Annotated in this window: 18 protein-coding genes; 6 read left to right on the forward strand and 12 right to left on the reverse strand. The window is 38.3% G+C overall.

The window, feature by feature from the left end; genetic code table 11:
- Positions 1-91: 91 nt before the first annotated feature.
- Positions 92-931, forward strand: coding sequence for a helix-turn-helix domain-containing protein (locus FUA48_RS15750; protein ID WP_147584416.1), 840 nt, complete (start codon positions 92-94; stop codon positions 929-931).
- Between the two features lie 71 nt (positions 932-1,002).
- Positions 1,003-3,288 carry a T9SS type B sorting domain-containing protein gene (locus FUA48_RS15755; RefSeq protein ID WP_147584417.1) on the forward strand — a complete coding sequence of 762 codons (2,286 nt, stop codon included), beginning with the start codon at positions 1,003-1,005 and terminating at the stop codon, positions 3,286-3,288.
- 236 nt (positions 3,289-3,524) lie between these two features.
- On the opposite strand, the gene FUA48_RS15760 is transcribed toward FUA48_RS15755, so the two are convergent.
- The 10 genes from FUA48_RS15760 to FUA48_RS15800 form a co-directional block, all read right to left on the reverse strand.
- On the reverse strand, positions 3,525-3,677 hold the full coding sequence (locus FUA48_RS15760) for an NAD-dependent epimerase/dehydratase family protein (protein ID WP_205729416.1): 153 nt from the start codon (positions 3,675-3,677) through the stop codon (positions 3,525-3,527).
- A gap of 159 nt (positions 3,678-3,836) precedes the next feature.
- Positions 3,837-4,745: a helix-turn-helix domain-containing protein gene (locus FUA48_RS15765; protein ID WP_147584418.1), complete on the reverse strand. Its 909-nt coding sequence runs from the start codon at positions 4,743-4,745 to the stop codon at positions 3,837-3,839.
- Positions 4,746-4,999: 254 nt separating this feature from the next.
- On the reverse strand, positions 5,000-5,203 hold the full coding sequence (locus FUA48_RS15770) for a hypothetical protein (RefSeq protein ID WP_147584419.1): 204 nt from the start codon (positions 5,201-5,203) through the stop codon (positions 5,000-5,002).
- 18 nt (positions 5,204-5,221) lie between these two features.
- Positions 5,222-5,584: a hypothetical protein gene (locus FUA48_RS15775; RefSeq protein ID WP_147584420.1), complete on the reverse strand. Its 363-nt coding sequence runs from the start codon at positions 5,582-5,584 to the stop codon at positions 5,222-5,224.
- Positions 5,585-5,667: 83 nt separating this feature from the next.
- Positions 5,668-6,594, reverse strand: a complete 927-nt coding sequence (locus FUA48_RS15780) for an SDR family oxidoreductase (RefSeq protein WP_205729417.1) — start codon at positions 6,592-6,594, stop codon at positions 5,668-5,670.
- Positions 6,534-6,779 carry a hypothetical protein gene (locus FUA48_RS18435; protein ID WP_168197000.1) on the reverse strand — a complete coding sequence of 82 codons (246 nt, stop codon included), beginning with the start codon at positions 6,777-6,779 and terminating at the stop codon, positions 6,534-6,536. Before FUA48_RS18435 ends, FUA48_RS15780 begins: the two co-directional genes overlap by 61 nt.
- Positions 6,776-7,627: an SDR family oxidoreductase gene (locus FUA48_RS15785; RefSeq protein ID WP_147584421.1), complete on the reverse strand. Its 852-nt coding sequence runs from the start codon at positions 7,625-7,627 to the stop codon at positions 6,776-6,778. Before FUA48_RS15785 ends, FUA48_RS18435 begins: the two co-directional genes overlap by 4 nt.
- 564 nt (positions 7,628-8,191) lie before the next feature.
- Positions 8,192-8,857: an NrtR DNA-binding winged helix domain-containing protein gene (locus tag FUA48_RS15790; protein ID WP_240732593.1), complete on the reverse strand. Its 666-nt coding sequence runs from the start codon at positions 8,855-8,857 to the stop codon at positions 8,192-8,194.
- Between the two features lie 141 nt (positions 8,858-8,998).
- Entirely contained in the window at positions 8,999-9,670 is a 672-nt protein-coding gene (locus tag FUA48_RS15795) for a beta/alpha barrel domain-containing protein (RefSeq protein ID WP_147584424.1), read from the reverse strand.
- The gene (locus tag FUA48_RS15800) at positions 9,660-10,682 is read right to left on the reverse strand and encodes a sugar kinase (RefSeq protein ID WP_240732496.1); all 1,023 of its coding nucleotides are present in this window, start codon (positions 10,680-10,682) and stop codon (positions 9,660-9,662) included. Before FUA48_RS15800 ends, FUA48_RS15795 begins: the two co-directional genes overlap by 11 nt.
- 202 nt (positions 10,683-10,884) lie before the next feature.
- Between FUA48_RS15800 and FUA48_RS15805 the strand changes: the two genes are divergently transcribed.
- From FUA48_RS15805 to FUA48_RS15820, 4 genes are read left to right on the forward strand one after another with little or no spacing between them, the layout of a single operon-like run.
- Entirely contained in the window at positions 10,885-11,706 is an 822-nt protein-coding gene (locus tag FUA48_RS15805) for an SDR family oxidoreductase (RefSeq protein WP_147584425.1), read from the forward strand.
- Positions 11,707-11,718: 12 nt separating this feature from the next.
- Positions 11,719-12,891 carry a mannonate dehydratase gene (gene uxuA, locus FUA48_RS15810; protein ID WP_147584426.1) on the forward strand — a complete coding sequence of 391 codons (1,173 nt, stop codon included), beginning with the start codon at positions 11,719-11,721 and terminating at the stop codon, positions 12,889-12,891.
- 15 nt (positions 12,892-12,906) lie between these two features.
- Positions 12,907-14,322 carry a glucuronate isomerase gene (uxaC, locus tag FUA48_RS15815; protein WP_147584427.1) on the forward strand — a complete coding sequence of 472 codons (1,416 nt, stop codon included), beginning with the start codon at positions 12,907-12,909 and terminating at the stop codon, positions 14,320-14,322.
- 5 nt (positions 14,323-14,327) lie between these two features.
- A complete protein-coding gene (locus FUA48_RS15820; protein ID WP_147584428.1) occupies positions 14,328-15,692 on the forward strand; it encodes an MFS transporter in 1,365 nt (454 codons plus the stop codon).
- A gap of 3 nt (positions 15,693-15,695) precedes the next feature.
- Here the strand turns inward: FUA48_RS15820 and FUA48_RS15825 are convergent, their stop codons facing one another.
- Positions 15,696-16,736 carry a LacI family DNA-binding transcriptional regulator gene (locus FUA48_RS15825; protein ID WP_147584429.1) on the reverse strand — a complete coding sequence of 347 codons (1,041 nt, stop codon included), beginning with the start codon at positions 16,734-16,736 and terminating at the stop codon, positions 15,696-15,698.
- 166 nt (positions 16,737-16,902) lie between these two features.
- Positions 16,903-18,849 (reverse strand): RagB/SusD family nutrient uptake outer membrane protein, encoded by a 1,947-nt coding sequence (locus FUA48_RS15830; protein WP_147584430.1) that lies wholly within the window; start codon positions 18,847-18,849, stop codon positions 16,903-16,905.
- Positions 18,850-18,855: the final 6 nt, after the last annotated feature.

Consider the following 18,855-nt stretch of genomic DNA (forward strand, 5'->3'; position numbering starts at 1 on the left):
TCTGGTTACAGTCTTGGAATCAGGTATCTTTATAAATTTGTAAAGCTCTCTGTGAATAGTATCGTATTGGTTCGTTTAAATTAAGGTGTGTATGACTAAAAAATCTACTCAGCAAACCCCCATTATACTTCCCCATCCTAATAGATTATTGGTTATTGAACCGTTGGATTATCCGAACCCGTACGACTTCAGCATACCGCATCGCCATGATTATTTTGAGATTATACTCATCGAAAGCGGTAAAGGTCATCAGTATATTGATTTCAAGCCCTATGAGATGAAAAGCGGACAGCTCTATAATGTTTATCCGGGACAGGTACACTTAATGCATCGGCATAATGCTCAGGGTCTGCTGATACAGTTCAGAAAAGACCTGTTTGAATTTATACAGCCGCTCCAGCATTACAATTTATATATCAGCAATCCGGTCTTTAATCCGGATGCAAAAACCTTCAGTCATCTTTACAGCATTACCCAAGAAATTTCAGCCTTATTGGCCCAGGAAGACCTTCCGCAGCTTGGTATTTACAAAGCGTACAGTTACCTGCAAATCATACTAATATCCATCTCTGAAATGCAGGACAAATCAATAACATTGGGAAACCATCATCTGGTTTCACATTTTCTTTCATTATTATCACAAAACATATACTCCAAAAGAAAAGTTACTGACTATTGCGAAATGATAAAATGTTCTCATGAAAAACTAAACAATGCTTGCAAGAGTGCGCTGGGCAAAACTACTTTAGAACTCATCCACGAAGAACTTATGTTGGAGATCCGCAGGCTTTTTCTGCTTAGTCCGCTCTCCCTTAAAGAAATTGCCTTTGAGCTTAATTTTGACAGCCAGGCCAATTTCAGCATCTTTATAAAAAATAAAACCGGCCTTACCCCTTCTGAACTGCAAACCTCCATACTTAAAAATTCATAAGCTATACTGTAATTTTCATAATTCTATTTGTTTAATGAGCTATAGATTTACAATAATAAAATATTATTGTAATGAGACTAATTTTAGCTTTACTGTTATTAACAATATCTCTCCAGGCTCAAGAACATAATATCTGGTATTTTGGAGCAGGTGCCGGACTTGATTTCAATAATGGTGTCCCAACTGCTCTGTCTGACGGGCAGATCCAAACTTCTGAAGGTACCGCATCAATATCAGATAGTGAAGGAAACCTATTATTTTATACTGATGGCAGAACTATTTGGAATCAAACCCATCAGATAATGGAAAACGGGCAGGATTTAATGGGACATTATTCGGCGACCCAGTCTGCCTTAATTATTCCCAAACCTGGCAGCCAGCAGCGTTTCTATGTATTTACCGTAACTGCATGGGGAGAGGCTAACGGATTCCGTTACTCAGAGATAGATATGACTGTCAACACAGGCTTGGGAGCTGTAATAGACAAAAACATTCTGGTACAAACACCTGTTGCCGAGGCATTAAACGCGACATGGCACAGCAACGGAGAAGATATTTGGGTAGTGGTGCACGGGTTTGAAAATAATTTATTCTACGCTTATCTTGTTACATCCGCCGGAGTATCTCTCAATCCGGTGACCAGCACTTCATTACATCCGTCTGATGCCTTCGGCCAAAGTTCAATAAAGATTTCTCCTGATGGTTCTAAGCTTGCCTTTACCAGACTAAATGGGCAAAACGGATTACAATTATTTGATTTTGATAATTCTACCGGCTTGATAACAAATCCTTTATTATTACACGGTCCAGGCTGCTATAGTACAGATTTCTCTTCTTCAGGAAATATTCTTTATATGACCAGGGGAGACAGTTTGAGACAATACAATTTATTAGCAGCAGACATAAGTGCATCGGCGGTAATAATCAACATCGATGAAACTGTTAGATTGTCGTCAATTCAGCGTGGGCCTGATAACAAAATCTACATTGCCCGGTATCTTCAGGACTATGTAAGTGTTATTAATAATCCTGAAATTTTAGGTACAGGATGCAATTTTGAATCAGTGGGTATAAACAACTTGGGAACAAACAGCATTCCACCAAGATACAGTACCAATGGACTACCCAATACCGTTCTTACTTCAGTTTTAAGAATTAATCAAAGTAATCAGGCGCTATGTGTAGGAGAACTGGCAACGTTCTCAATAAATCTATCAACCCAGCAATTTGATAGTATATTGTGGGACTTTGGAGATGGCGGTACCTCTCAGGAAAATAATCCCTCACATGCTTATCAATTGGAAGGCCTGTACACTGTTATACTCTCTACTAATAAACAGGGAATCTTTAAAACAGCTCAGCTGGATATTGTAGTATCACCAATCCCACAAATTACACAACCAGCAGCAATGGTGATGTGTGATGAGACAAGTAATGGAACAGCCGTTTTTAGCCTTGGGACACAAAATAGTGTACTTGTAGGCAGCCAGGCGCCGGATGATTACCTTATAACCTACCATCTCTCTGCAGAAGATGCGGAATTAGGGAATAATAGCATTGCTGAAAACTTTACCAATACCGCCAGCCCTCAAACCATTTTTGCCAGACTGGAAGCAATAAACTCAGGATGTTACGCCACAACATCTTTCGATCTTATCGTTAACCCCCAGCCTGTTATTGACATGGCAGACAATTTCCCACTCTGTAAGGGAGAGACTATCCTACTTGAGGCCCCTGTAGGGTTTGAGGCTTATCATTGGTCAACCGGACATAATGACCGGACAATTACAGTTGATACACCAGGCACATATACTGTAAGTGTAGGATTAACGGTCAATGGCACCTGGTGCGGGAGTTCTAAGACTGTAACCGTTTACACTTCTGAAGCACCCACAATTACCCAGGTAAGTACCGATGATTGGACGGCCAGCCATAATTCCATCAGCATATCGGTATCCGGATCGGGCAGCTATGAATATTCACTTGACGGTGTCACCTATCAGGACAGTCCTGAATTTAACAGACTCGATAGCGGTATCTACAATGTATATGCCCGCGATAAAAACGGATGTGGCATTGACATGAAGGAGATTGTACTTCTTATGTATCCCCGGTTCTTCACCCCTAATGATGACGGGGTGAATGATACCTGGCGAATTAGCTACGCTTGGCTGGAGCCCAATGCCATGGTGCATATTTTTGACCGATACGGCAAAAGGATTGTGTCCTTCAGAGGAGACAGCGTCGGATGGGACGGCAAATATCACGGTAGTAATCTGCCTGCTACGGATTACTGGTTTGTAGTGGAAAGGGAAAGCGGAAGGGTATATAAAGGACACTTTTCCTTAGTCCGGTAACGAACACCATAGAGCTACGAAAGAAACCTGCCGTAGCAGGTCAACCTAATATATTATCACTTAGCATTAGCCTAATCCCTTGTAAAATAGTAATTTTATTGGGAATCCAAGAGACGACCCATGGAAATAAACAGGAGAAACTCATTACCGGAATCCTTTAGCCCAAATGACCAATTGCCAATACGAATTGTCACACCAGATTTTGCAAACGAAAGACGGTCAATGTTGTTCACCCCCTATGCTATCAGCGTTTCTTTTATTTCGGTAGTACTTGCCAGGCTGCGTACCGTTGCCCTCACCCGGTAGCCTTTTTGTAACAATTGCAGAATAATTTGACGGGCTACGAAACCCGTGTCGCCTGTTACTAAAACAGTTGTTTTGTCTTCCATTTTTCGAGATTAGATATACAACAAAGGTTTGGGGTAAAAAGGAAAGGCAGGTTTTTTGAAAAGTCCAATTTGTTTTATTGAGCGGTCCATAATGAACTTGTCGTATATCAACGCAAAAACGCCCAGTGATACCATCTTATTTGAAGGCTGCATGGGCATTTAGTTGAAAGACTGACGAAAATCCAATGGGCTTTGGTTGGTTTTGCTTTTAAATAACTTATTGAAAGACTGCGGATGCTCAAAGCCCAGCTGATAGGCAATTTCACTTACCGAAAGCTCTGTGGTCGATAATTTCCCTTTTGCCACATCAATCAATTTTTCGTGTATCATTTGTTGCGCGGTCTGTCCGGTAAGCTGTTTAAGCAGGCTGCTTAAATATTTAGAAGATATGTGCAGACTGTCTGCCATGTATTGCACTGTAGGCAATCCCTTAGAAAGCATGTCTTCATTACGAAGATAAGCTGTCAGGATCTCCTCAAACCGGTTAAGGATATGATGGTTTGTAATTTTCCTCGTGATAAACTGGCGCTCATAGAAACGCTGTGCATAGTTGAGCAGCGTTTCAAGGTTTGAGATAATGATGTCCTGACTAAATTTATCAATATTAGAATCATACTCAGTTTTAATATTCTTTACCAGGTCGTTAATTACTGCCTCTTCCTTGTCGGATAGAAACAGGGCTTCGTTGGTAGCGTAACCGAAGTATTCGTACTTCTTTATTTTTTGTGCAAGGCTGGTGTTCCATAAAAAATCGGGATGTATAAAAAGCATCCAGCCTTCAAGATTGCTCGGTACCCCGTTTGCTTCTCCACGCAGCAGCTGTCCGGGAGACAGAAAAGCCATCAGTCCCTCATCAAAATCATACTGCTGCTGGCCATAATGTAAGCCATCGCAGCCCCTTTTCATTGATATCACATACATTTCAAAGACAACCGCCTCAATATCGCTATCGTTTCTCAGGCCTTTCAAATCGAGGATGCTGATAAGGGGGTGATGCGGTTTTGGAAGCCCCATTAACTGGTGTATTTGTGATATGGATTGAACCCTAAATGGAGTTGAATTTGCCATACTGCAAGTTAATTTAAATTTATAATGAATTATTATTTTATTTTTAGCCCGCATGGGCAAAATTTACTAGAGTTTGTAAAGTGATGCCCGGAATGATCCGGACAACACTCTCACAAACCAACCAATTTACTATATTGTTTAAGGAAACCATTATCTTTAATCACCTGCGCATGCTTATCAGTAACTTTATGCCTACCGATACAGCAAAAACACCAAAGATATAAGTAAATCAAGTGAAATAATGTTCTGTAGCCTTAATTCAGAATGTAAGTTTGTAGTACATAACCTCCAATTATCCCAATTGGTATACCTAAAATGGCATTGATAAGAGCCGTTCGCGCTTTTTTAGGAAATGCTTTTCTAAATCTGTAGTACAGATAAAATCCTACAGGTGGCAATGCGTTTGACAATACCGTTAAACCCATTGGCAGCTTGTCGTTGTTTTGAATTGTATTCATCTCGTTTATTATAAAATGTTATTTAATATTTATCCAAAGTTCTTCAACGTCAAAACGTATATGCGACACCTTGGTCTTGCGTGGCATATCGATAGGTGTCTTGCTGCTGTCATTAATGATTTTGGTATGCTTAAGCACTTCCTCCAGGTTGCTCTTATCATCCTTTGTCCATTTACCGTTGCCATAATCAAAAACTTTTTTATGCGCTATCCTTAACCCATCCAGGGAGTCCGTAAAAGCTATAGTGTGTGTGGCCCTGTAAGAGCTATCCACCAGGAAGGTGATGGTATTGCCCGTTTTGTTACTTATGTAAATGGTTTTCCTGGCACTGCAGGATGAAAGCAAAACCACAACAATCAATACAGCGCTAATTAGTCTCATTTGCTTTATTTTTGAATCATATTGTTGAAAATTTAGAATTTAGAAATACCTTATGCGCAGGTAATGGACTAAAAAAGCAGGTATTAAAATGCGACTCCGGCTAACTCTTGGGATATTTCCCATAGCCTAAGAGAAACACCCAAATCCTGTGCTTGTACAGGTATTTTTGCAATCGAAGGAAATCCACGGGTCTCACTCATTTTATTTGGCCCGTAATACACACCTCCTACAGCATCCGGAGAAGTGGCTGCGTATAATGTCGGCAAGGCTCCTTGCACAGATGGCTGGAACAAAAACGGAAGAAAAGTTCTCGCCATCCCCGGCCCACTCCATCGCCCTGCACCGGTAATAAGCAGGTTTGTCCGGGAAACACCCGGGTGGGCCGCTATACTTATAATGCCCCAACCGTGCTTTTCACTTTGTCGTTGAAGTTCTAAAGCAAACATCAGGTTCGCAAGCTTTGCCTGGCTGTATGCTTTACCCGGAACATAGGAAGATTTTGACTGAAGATCATCAAAGTTGATTTTCCCTGCTCGATTTGCTACACTTGAAACGGTAACAACACGGGCACCTGGTGATTTACGTAATAATGGAAGAAGCTGTGCTGTCAATGCAAAGTGGCCAATATGATTTGTGCCGAACTGTAACTCAAAGCCATCCGCAGTTTCGAGTCGTTTTGGTGGTGTCATTACACCGGCATTATTTATTAAAAGATCAACAGCCTGCCCTTTTGAATTCATTCTTGAAGCAAAGGCTCTAACTGAGGATAGATCTGCAAGGTCTATTTTTTCAAAACTCACTTTTGCCCTAGGGTTAACCTGTTTGATCTTAGCGATTGAATCTGCCCCTTTTTGAGCGTTACGCCCCATCATTATCACATTCCACCCTGATGATGATAACGCTAATGCATCTTCATATCCGATACCTTCAGTACTACCTGTAATTACAGCTAAACCAATTTCTCTTTGAGGGATATTAGATGCTGTCCAATTTTTAATTTCGTTTTGCATTTTGATTGTTTTTTATTACTGCAAAGTTCAGAAGCCGCCGCCGAATAGGTGTATCCAAAAGGCACAATATTGTAGGAGAAATACAGGTTCGCTTCCACTAAGAAAACCTCATCCAGCAGCATCAGGTTTGTAACTACACCCTCAGATTCGAGTGTAGTCAGCGGGTATTCATCGTTAGTTCTCATACAATCCCTCCGTTAGCATAAATAAGTTGGCCGTTTACCCATTCCCCTTTTTCGGAGCATAATAGGGAAATAATATTTGCAATATCTTCCGGTTTACCGAGGCGACCGTAGGGAGTCATGGCTGCCGCTCCTTGAAGTTGTTCAGTTGTGCCTTTACTCCTTAGCAAATCCGTGTCAACAGCGCCAGGAGCAATCGCATTGACTGAGATACGGCGGCCGCTGAGTTCTTTAGCTAAAACCCCGGCATACATTTCCTGAGCAGCTTTACTAGCAGCATAAGCACCTGCACCCGCAGGCTTCATTTGAATAATGCTGGAACTTAAGCTAATGATGCGTCCTCCATCGCGCGTACGTCGGGAAGCTTCTCGAAGTACGTTGAAACTACCTTTAATGTTTGTAGCTATCATTCGATCAAAAGCATCGTCGGCCATTTCAGCAAATAGGCCTGTATTCATGATACCGGCGTTACTAACCACCACATCTACACCACCAAAGGCTTCCATAGTAGCATCAAAAAGAGCTTTGACTGCTTTAGGGTCTGCAACATCTGCCTGGCGGAAAATTGCGCGTCCGCCCGCAGCCTTTATGTCTTCCACAATTCGCGAAGCCATGTCCTTATTCGTAAGATAGTTTACAGTTACTGCATAGCCATCAAGGGCTAAACGACGTGCTGTGGCGGCACCAATTCCACGGGATGAACCCGTAACAATAGCCACCCGTCCGGCACCGAGTTGACTTTGAGAAGGTTGACTATATTCAAAGCCTATTGCATTTGCTACAGGAATAGCTGCAGCGGTTGCAGCGAGTGCTAAAAATTTACGGCGGGACGTACTGTTATTAGAATCCATATTTATAATTTTTATTAACTCAAAATTCGGGATTCAGTCGAATGCGTATGTAGCCAAAAGTCGGATTATAGTAGCTGAAAGGAATATAAGGACATTGGAGCAGTCGCTGAATTCAAATAACAACTATAAATTTAGTTTCATGTTTGGCTACAATTATCTTATATAAAGTAGGCTAATTTCTTTAAATCATATATCTGCAATGTAACCAGCAGTCATGTGTCGATATATCTTTGAAAATCAAACGAATGGTTTGTTTGTAATGTTTGTACATATTTGGATGAAAACTGTATCCCTATTGTACCTTACTACCCTGAAATTTAGCAATATAAAGGCTTGCTAATTTCTTCATCGAGAAGTCATAATAAAAAACTATATTTACTAAAAATTTCATAGTTACCCTGTTTCAGATAGTATTGTGAATACCCAGTAAATACTGGTGTTTTAAATAAGGTTACGGAGCCTCTTTCTCCGCCAAAGGAAGTTTCAAAAGAAACTTTAAAACAAAAAACCTTAAAACATACGTTTTAAGGTTTTTTGTTTTTATAATATTATTTGAATAATCAATTAAATCTCAAAGCTAAACCCCTTTTCTGTTAGCTTATCATATATTTTTTGATCAAACTCATATAATTTAGCAGCTCTATGAGAAACTTTCTTTTGCTTTTCATTAAGTTCAACAAGTAACTTCATTTTAAGTATTTTCCTCCTGAAGTTGGATTTATCCATCTCAACTCCCAAAATCTCTTCATACAATCGCATTAGTTCCAAAAGCGTAAATTTATCAGGTAGTAAATTAAAACCTATAGGAGCCTGTCTTACACGGTTGCGAAGGCATTCTATACTGTAATCAAGTATGGCATTATGGTCATAAATTAGATTAGGTATTTCATTTATCTTATACCATTTTGCATCAGAAGCTGTAAAACCTGGCTGAATGGTATAATCATCACGCATTATTAATGCAAAGTAGCCTATGGTTATTACCCTACCTAATGGAAAACGATTTGGTTGACCAAACGCTTTCAACTGCTCCAAATAAACATTATTAAGACCCGTCAGGTCTGCAAGAAGCCGCTGAGCTGCACTGTCTATACTTTCCTTTTCTCTTATCCATCCGCCGGGTAAACCCCACTCCCCTTTACGTATACCAACACCGTGTTCAACAAGAAGTACTTCAAGCCCGTTTTTATCGAAACCAAATATTACACAGTCAATTGTAATGGAGTTCATTACTGACTTTTCTGTGGTTTTTCCTGACTCTTTATTAATCTTTTTTTCCACTTTGTAAATCATTTAAGGTGTAATGCAGGTATTTAAAGAGGCTTTACTGAAGATGTAATCAAACAAATAATGAATTATATTATTATCCGATTAACGATTATTGTTCTTTATTTGGTTTATTAAAGCTTTAACGGAAACGGCTACTTCCGTCAATGAATTATAATCTTTATTCGCAAGTATATTTTTAGTTATCAGTTTACTCCCTAAACCTACAGCCGATACTCCGCTTTGAAACCAGGAAGCAATATTTTCCTGATTAGTTTCTACACCTCCTGTTACTATAAAATCAATATTATTAAACAGAGGGCGTATTGCCTCAACAAATGCCGGTCCCAACACATTTCCGGGAAACAGTTTAATAATAGTACATCCGGCAGCTGCAGCAAGATGAATTTCTCGCGGAGTCATACATCCGGGAAAGTATGGGACTTTTGCTTTTACTGCGGCTTTATTAACTGATTCATCAAAAAAAGGACTTACCAAAAAATCTGCTCCAAGTTCAATAAATAAATTAGCTTCATCGGCATTGGTTACTGTACCAACACCTATATGAAGACCAGGCATTGAACTATCACGTTCCTTTATGATAGCCTGCAGATTTTTTATTGCATTTTTTCCCCTATTGGTAAACTCAATTATTGAAATATTTGCTTTAAATAAAGCTTTTGTAACTGCAATACAAACCTCGGTATCATCATGATAAAACAAGGGAAGTATCCCCTCACTTTTTATACGATTATATATAATTTCTTTATCTCGCATTACTTAAAATTCTTTTAATCTGCTCAACTGATTGCTTTGTTGCATCGCCGGATTCAGCAAGTTTACCTACTGCAGCAGCAGCAGCAAAATTAATTATGTCCTGAGAAGGAAATTTATTACATATGCCGTAAATAAGCCCTGCCATAAAACAATCACCACTCCCTACACTGTCTGTAACAGATATGTTTTCAAAAATATTTGAGGTAAAAAAAGTATCTTCTTTTTGCAATACACCAAAATAAGACTCCTTTAACCTATAGGTAAGAGCAACTGTATGAACCTTTTGATACTTTTCCCGTATTCTTCCTATACTTATTAATGCTGCTTCCTTCAATTCCTCGTTAGAAGCGTTTTTACTGTCAGCAAGAGATGCAGGTATTCCTAATAGACTTTCTATAGCCCAAATGTTTCCCATTATTACATTACAGTCACGAACTAAGCCAGGCATTATTTTATCGGGCAACTCACCATACTTCCATAATTTATTCCTGTAATTAAGGTCTGTTGATATTGTTATACCTTTTGCAGATGCAGCAGTGACAGCTTCTTTACAAATAAGGGCAATATTTTTATTAAGAGCTGGGTTAATAGCACTAAAATGAAACCACGTACAGTCTTCAAAAACCCTATCCCAATCAATCGTGCCGGGCTTTAATTGTGAAAAGGAGGAGAAATCCCTGTCATATACTACTCCATTATTTTTAACTTCAGCCCCATAAGGCAGGTAATATATACCCAACCTATTTCCTGAATAAAAAACTTTGTCCGTATTAATTCCTCTGTGTCTGATCTGATTGCCTATATCCTTCCCAATATAATTATCCGGTAAGGCTGTAAGGTAATTTACAGGAATATCCCATAATGCCAGCGCAGTTGCAACATTTAGTTCTGCTCCTCCTATGTAATAAGGAATAGAAGAATCAGAAACCCAACTTTCTTTTAAAGCAAAACGAAGCAATGCTTCTCCAAAGCAGCATATCTTATGGTTTCGTAAAAGAGTAATTTCATCCAAATTTTCAGAATCTTTTTATTAAGACCGCTATTTTTAAGCACAGCCTACTCTTCAAAAATAAAATATTTAAAATAGCTATACTTACAAGAGCTATCTAAACTTACGAATACGTTTTAGCTGAAATATTTGTAATAAATAACCTTTCTTGAATTTTAAAGGTAATATTGAATATTGAAAAAAGATTATAAACCAATATTTTACTATGGATATTTTAGACTCTTTCTCCTTAAAGGATAAAGTTATAGTCGTAACAGGTGGAACCGGTGTTTTGGGCGAATCCTTTATAGAGGCAATTGCACAGGCCGGAGGAAAAATAGCTGTTTTGGGGCGTAATAAAGAAAAGGCTGATGCAAGGGTAAAACTGGCTGCTAAATATGGAGCAGAAGCTATTGCTGTTATAGCTGATGTGCTGGATGAAACAGACGTAAAAAAGGCCAGAGATATTATATTAACTCATTTTGGAACAATTGATGGTTTGGTAAATGCTGCGGGAGGCAATATTCCTGGAGCAACTTTTGAACCAAATCAAAATCTTTTTGACTCAAAAGTGTCTGACACCATAAAAGCTATCGAATTGAACCTTTATGGCACCATAATCCCAACCCAAGTTTTTGGACAAATAATAGCGGAAAAAGGTAAAGGTTCAATTATAAATATTTCTTCTCTTGCTGCCAGCAGATCCATTACCCGTGTTTTAGGTTATACTGTAGCAAAACATGGGATAGACGGTTATACTAAATGGATGGCTACAGAGCTGTCACTACGTTACGGCGATAAGGTACGTGTTAATGCTATTGCCCCCGGGGTATTTCTTACCGAACAAAACCGTACCCTGTTAACAAACGCAGATGGAAGCTTTACTTCACGTGCAAAAAGATTTGTTGACAATACTCCTTACTCACGACTTGGTAATCCTAAAGAATTACAGGGTACCTTAGTATATTTATTAAGCGATGCTTCTGCCTTTGTAAATGGTGAAACAATTTTTGTTGATGGCGGCTTTAATGCATGGTGTGGCGTATAATTATATTGATTTATGAGTACTTACAAAAATAAACTTGAACAGACCTGGAGATGGTATGGCCCTGATGATACCGTTAGCCTTCAGGATATAAAACAGGCTGGAGCTACTGGAATAGTATCTGCCCTACATCATGTTCCTCATGGTGAGATTTGGACTGTAGAAGAAATTCAAAAAAGAAAAAAACAGATTGAAGATGCAGGTTTAACGTGGTCTGTAGTAGAAAGTGTTCCTGTCCACGAAGCCATAAAAACACGTAGTAAACATGCAGAAGTGTATCTGTCTAATTACAAGACATCACTAAAAAACCTGAGTGAATGTGGCTTAAAAACAGTTTGTTATAATTTTATGCCTGTGTTAGACTGGACTCGAACAAAACTTGACCTGGAACTTAATAATGGTGCAAAAGCGCTTTACTTCGAATGGGCCTCTGTTGCTTACTTTGATATATACCTTCTTAAACGAAAAGATGCCGAAAAAGACTATTCTGATGTTGTTTTAGAACAGGCAGAAAAAATAAAAGACACTATTAGTATACAGGAAAGTAACACTTTAAAAGATATAATTCTCATGGGTGTGCCAGGGGAAAGCAGTACTACTCTGGAAACTTTACAGCAAAGTATAGAAATTTATCAGTCAATTGGTCATAAGGGATTAAGGGAAAACCTTGTTTTTTTCCTTAAATCAATTGCTGATGTTTGCAAAGAGGAAGGAATAAAGATGACAATCCATCCGGATGATCCTCCCTACCCTATATTAGGACTACCGAGAATTGTAAGTAATAAAGAAGATCTTGAGTATATAATTAATGAGGTTAAGGATGATTTTAATGGGATATGTTTTTGCACAGGCTCTTTAGGGGCAGGTAGCCATAATGATATACCTGAAATATTTGAAGCCGTAAAAAAAAGGGTGTATTTTATACATCTGAGAAATGTGAAAAAGGATAAGCTTGGTAATTTTTATGAAGCCGATCATTTAGATGGTGATGTCAATATGTATAAAATAATGAAGGCTATCGTAGAAGAGAATAATAACCGCTCCGTCCCTATACCTTTCAGACCTGATCACGGACATCAGATACTAGACGACCTTAACAAAACATCACATCCTGGCTATTCTGCCATTGGCAGGTTAAAAGGGTTGGCAGAACTTCGGGGCCTAGAATTAGGAATTACCGGACAATAACATTAAAATTACACTATGTCTTTCTTTTTAAAAGATAATTTTATTCTTGAATCTGATATTGCAGAGCAGTTATACTTTAACTATGCTCAAAATCAGCCTATAATAGATTATCATTCCCATCTCTCCCCTTCTGCAATTGCTAATGATATAAACTTTGAGAACATAACAGATGTCTGGCTAAAAGGCGACCACTATAAATGGAGAGCCATGAGGGCTTTAGGCATTGAGGAAAAGTACATAACAGGTGCTGCTTCTGATTATGAAAAATTCTTAAAATGGGCACAAACAGTACCTCATACCTTAAGAAATCCGTTATTTCACTGGACACATATGGAACTTAAAAACCCCTTTGGTATAACGGAACTTTTAAATCAGGACACTGCCCGTAAAATTTATGATGTAACTTCTGAAAAACTTCAATCTCAGGCTTTTTCTCCAAAAGGATTATTAAACAATTTTAATGTGGAGATGGTTGGTACTACAGATGATCCCCTTGATTCACTTGAAGATCACCTTAAAATTCGTAATGATGAATCAAAGGTCAAAGTACTGCCTACTTTTCGTCCGGACAGAATATTTAACATTGATTCCGGAAATAAATTCAGAAACTATGTCCAAAAATTAGGAGAGTTTACCCATACAGAAATAACAGATTTGGAATCTTTACTAAATGCTTTTAAGATAAGAATCAATTATTTTAATGATGCAGGGTGTGTATCTTCAGATCATGGATTAAGTGCAATACCTCATAAAGGAAAGAATAGTAAAACTGATATTGAGAAAATATTTAAAGAGGTTTTAAACGGTAATGACAGTAAAGCTATAGAAATAAAAGAAAGTTTTACCTATTTCATGCTGGTTGAATTATGCAAAATGTATTATGAAAAAGGATGGGTACAGCAATTTCATTTAGGAGCCTTAAGAAACAGTAATGCATATAAAGTTTCGGTTTTAGGTCGTGATACCGGGTTTGATTCCGTAGGAGATTACAAGCAGGCTGAAACATTATCTGCATTACTAAACGAGTTGGAATCTGATAATAAATTATCTAAAACCATATTATACAACCTTAACCCGGCAGACAATACCCTATTTGCAACAATGACAGGAAACTTTCAGGGGGAAGGTATAAGGGGAAAAATTCAATACGGATCAGGCTGGTGGTTTTTAGACCAACTTGACGGAATGACAAATCAGATGAATGTATTATCAAATCAGGGGCTTATAAGCACTTTTATCGGTATGCTTACAGACTCACGAAGTTTCCTTTCCTATTCACGTCACGAATATTTCAGAAGGCTGTTGTGTAACCTCTTTGCAGAGGATATCAAAAAAGGATACCTGCCTAATGATGTTCACTGGATAGGATCTGTAATTTCCGATATCTGTTACCACAATGCAAAAAAATACTTTAACCTTAACCAAAGTTAATATAGATGGATAAAACAAAACTCATAAACAATATTGGTAATTATCGTTGGACAATTTGTACACTGCTCTTTTTTGGTACAACCATAAACTATTTAGACAGACAGGTACTAAGTCTATTACATCCGATTCTTGAAGAAGAGTTAAACTGGACCAATACTGATTACGGGTTGATTACAGCAGTTTTTCAACTTACTTATGGCTTATTTACCTTACTTTCCGGTAGGCTTATAGATAAGATAGGTACAAAAAAAGGATATGCCATAGCTTTAATAGTGTGGTCTATAGGAGCTGTATTACATGCTTTTGCCATTCCTATAGGTAAGGGAACTTCAGATCTTTTAGGAATATTGGGAGTTACAGGTATTTCTGTCTCAGTGGCAGGATTCATCATAGCAAGGGCAATACTTGCAATTGGTGAATCGGCCAATTTCCCTGCTGCTATTAAGGCTACAGCAGAATATTTTCCGAAAAAAGAAAGGTCGCTGGCTACAGGTATTTTTAACTCCGGATCAAATATAGGGGCTATTCTGGCACCGCTTACTGTGCCCTGGATAGCTTATCACCTAGGTTGGGAAAGTTCATTTATTATAATAGGATCTTTAGGTTTTGTATGGCTTGTTTTCTGGTGGATCTATTATGATGAGCCTTCAAAACAAAAAAGGTTAACGGCTCAGGAATATGAATATATAACAGAAGATAGTGAAGTTAACAGTATAAATCCTGAAGAAATAAAGGAAACTAAAACTTCATGGTTTAAATTACTGGCTTTTAGAGAAACATGGGCTTTTACATTGGGTAAATTTTTTACAGACGGAGTATGGTGGTTCCTGCTATTTTGGCTTCCCTCCTACTTAACCTCACAATTTGGATTGAAAAATACCGATATTACCCTGCCGCTGGCAGTGTTATACAGCATGACCATGGTAGGTAGTATTTGTGGCGGATGGTTTCCGTTATACTTTATAAAAAAAGGATATGATACCGCACCTGCAAGACGAAAAGCAATGTTTTTTATAGCTTTAATCCCATTGGTTGTGTTATTAGTTCAGCCATTGGGAGAAATAACATTCTGGATTCCGGTGCTTTTAATAGGAACGTGTGCCTCTGCACATCAGGCATGGTCTGCAAACCTGTACTCAACAGTATCTGATATGTTCCCCAAATCTGCAATAGCCAGCGTAATAGGCATAGGTACTATGGCCGGAAGTATTGGAGGGGCTTTGACATCCTTTCTTGTGGGTAAACTTTTTGATGCCTATAAAGCTTCGGGAGACCTTACAATGGGATATACAATAGTATTCAGTTTTTGCGCGGTTGCCTATCTGTTTGCCTGGTTTATAATGAAAATTTTGGTGCCTAAACTAAAATAATACTTATTGCAGGGTTGTCGAGTTTCTTATATTTATTGAAGTATCAAGCAGTACGGTTTCATACAGTGAAGCCCTTTTTGTGTTTGATTCACATTCTATAAGCTCAAGGAGTTTTTTAAGAGCCATATAACCCATGTCTTTTGCAGGTTGCCTTATAGCAGAAAGTGAAGGATTAAGAGAAAAAGGAATATCGGTATTCGCAAAACCTATTACGGCAATTTCATCCGGTACCTTTATTTTTAATTTAGCTAAAATACCAAGGCTTCTGGTAGTAATAACATCTGTAGCGCCAAATATGGCATTAGGGGCTATATTCTGCTCTCTTAACTCTAATATTGACTTACTTATTTTTTCATCCAGTTCATCGGTATTTTCCAGATTGCAGAAAACCATATATCGGGGGTTAATTGGTATATCTAAATTCTTTAATGCTTTTTTAAAACCCTGAATCCTTTGGTTATTATCCCCAAATTTATCTCCCGTTATAAATAATATTCTTTTCCTGTTAATATCAATAAGATGTTGGGTAGCCTCTAAAGCACCCTTGTATTCATTTACACCTATCTTGGTGGTTTTAATATCAGGGTTTATCCTGTCAAACAACACAACCGGGCAGTGCTTTTCATTAATTAGATTTATATAATCTGAATTTGATGTCTCACTAACCGGAGCTAACAAAATGCCGTCTACGCCTTTAGAAATTAAAGAATCCAGACAGGCACGTTCATTGTCCACATTTTCATAGCTCTGCATTATAATGATATCACTGCCTACCTCATATGATGCTTTATGGATACCATCTAATACCTGTGCTAAAAAAGTACTGCTAAAAAAAGAGTTTACAATTACACCAATTGAGTTTGTATGCCCTATCTTAAGGCTCTTTGCCAGCCTATTAGGCCGGTAATTATGCTGGTTAGCATAATCAATTATTATTTTCCTTGTTTCGGCACTTATTTCATAGCTGTTATTTAAAGCTTTAGAGATAGTGGAAACAGAGAAATTAAGTGCTTTTGCAATATCTTTTATTGTAATATTAGCCATTTATAATTGTGTTGATTAATTGGTAAGGCAATTATAATAATTTTCAATAAAATATCAATAAATAATCCATTTATAGTAATAAATTACAAAAATTTTTATTAATATAAAAAATTAAACCTGCAACAGTTACTGTCGCAGGTTTAAACTCAACTTAACACAAACTAATTTAATTATATCCTGGATTCTGATAATTTTGTGTACTTCCTTCCATAGCATCAAGCTGCCCCTGAGGAATTGGTCGTAAATACAAATAAGGTTCAATATTACGCTGAATGGTTTGTGGTGTATGATCTCCTATTCCCGAACCACAAATAGTGTAGGTTGAAGCTAACTCACCCCATTTTTGTGTGCGTACTAGATCAAACCAACGATATCCTTCTCCATAAAACTCACGTGAACGCTCGGCAAGAATATAGTTAATATCAATATTTGTTGGTGTTGCAGCTACCATTGCAGCACTATTGTCTTCATTCTTAACCATATTGCCATTGTTATCCCAACGCCACATACCTGCACGGGCACGGATAACATTTATTAAATCATAAGCTGTTTTACCTCCTTGCGGCGCTGCTCCTTTCACATTGGCTTCTGCGGCTATAAAATATAGCTCAGAGAACTTGGCAACATTAAACGGACGTGTACTCGCTGCATTTGGCTGTCCTAATCCGCTTCCGTTATCGGTACGGTAAGTTCCTAATTTCCATAGGCCCGGATAGGTAAGTCTGCTTATCCCTTGTGGCGATATTACATAGTCTGCCCTTCCCGGTAACACACCAGCGCCAATATTGCTCTTGTATACAGAGTTTGAATAATCTATAGCTTCAGCAGGTTCTTCGTTTAAGAAAGTTAATATGGCATCGCCCGGATAAACCTCCATATTGTTAGCATTATATAAAAACGGATTAGATACTCCGCCTTTAGGCCAGTTACCACGATAAACAGTGGTAAAGGTTCCATCGTATCGTGAATCATTAGTCTTATCTGCAAATGTATTGGTTACTACATCTATAGTAGGACACATACGTGTCCAGGGACGCCCAAGAGCCTGAGAAGCCTCACGTTGCACCGAACTTATAAGGGTTTCGTGTCCGGTATCAGCTGCGCTTCTTACATTAGTGTAGTTCCAAGTCATCATCCATCCGGCAAAATTATCAGGAGCTGCACCATTACTATAGGTTAGACTGGCCCCATTATAAAACTCACTGGATTCGGTATGATCTGCATATAATAGTATCTCATTATTACGGTCGTTAGAACCTAAATTAACATCATAATAGGTTTGTTGTAGAGCAAAGGGCCCCGGATTATCTATAGCTTCTACAGCAATATCATAAGCCTGCTGGTAGTACCACTGTGCGCTTTGTCCGTCAGGGTCTACTCTGGAGGTATCAGGATAAGTTGGTATTCCGTTAGGGTTTTCCAGCCACCATGCATATGTTAAGTATGCTTTTGCAAGATACAGCCTTGCTACTGTTTTTGTTACACCCCCGGTTACACGTCCGGCTTCAGGTAAATCGTTAATCGCTGTTAGTAGGTCCGGGAATATTACTTTAGTATATACTTCGGGAACTGTATTACGCACGGATGTCCTTACCGGATTTGTATTGAACCTTAACTCTCCTGCTCCTAAGTCTAATGGTACACCACCAAATGTTTGTACCAGCATAAAATAATCAAATGCCCGAAAGAACCTTGCTTCCGATATAAGTGCTTCAGGTATTGTACCTACTTCCGTAGCATTTTCTATTATACCATTTGCAGTATTAATATTAGGAAAAGCGGCATTCCATAAAACATCTGCACGGCTTGTAACACTGGTTACCTGTCCTACTCCCGAAAGATCCATATCCTTAAAGTTGGCATCTGCACTTTGGGCGTAGGTTACCTCATCCGTTCCTGTAAGACAACTGTTGTAGTAATATGCCTGTCCGTATATATACCTTAAATGTGCATACATTGATGTTAAACCTCCGTAAACTCCTTCTTCAGTTTTAAAATAATCAGGAGTATAAATACTGCGAGGCTGTTCATCTAAAATTTCATCACTACATCCCATAAACAGTATGGCTGTAAAAAGGGTAGTTGCTATAATTTTTATTTTTAAATTTTTCATAATTGA

Source organism: Flavobacterium alkalisoli (assembly GCF_008000935.1).
GTDB classification, from domain to species: domain Bacteria; phylum Bacteroidota; class Bacteroidia; order Flavobacteriales; family Flavobacteriaceae; genus Flavobacterium; species Flavobacterium alkalisoli.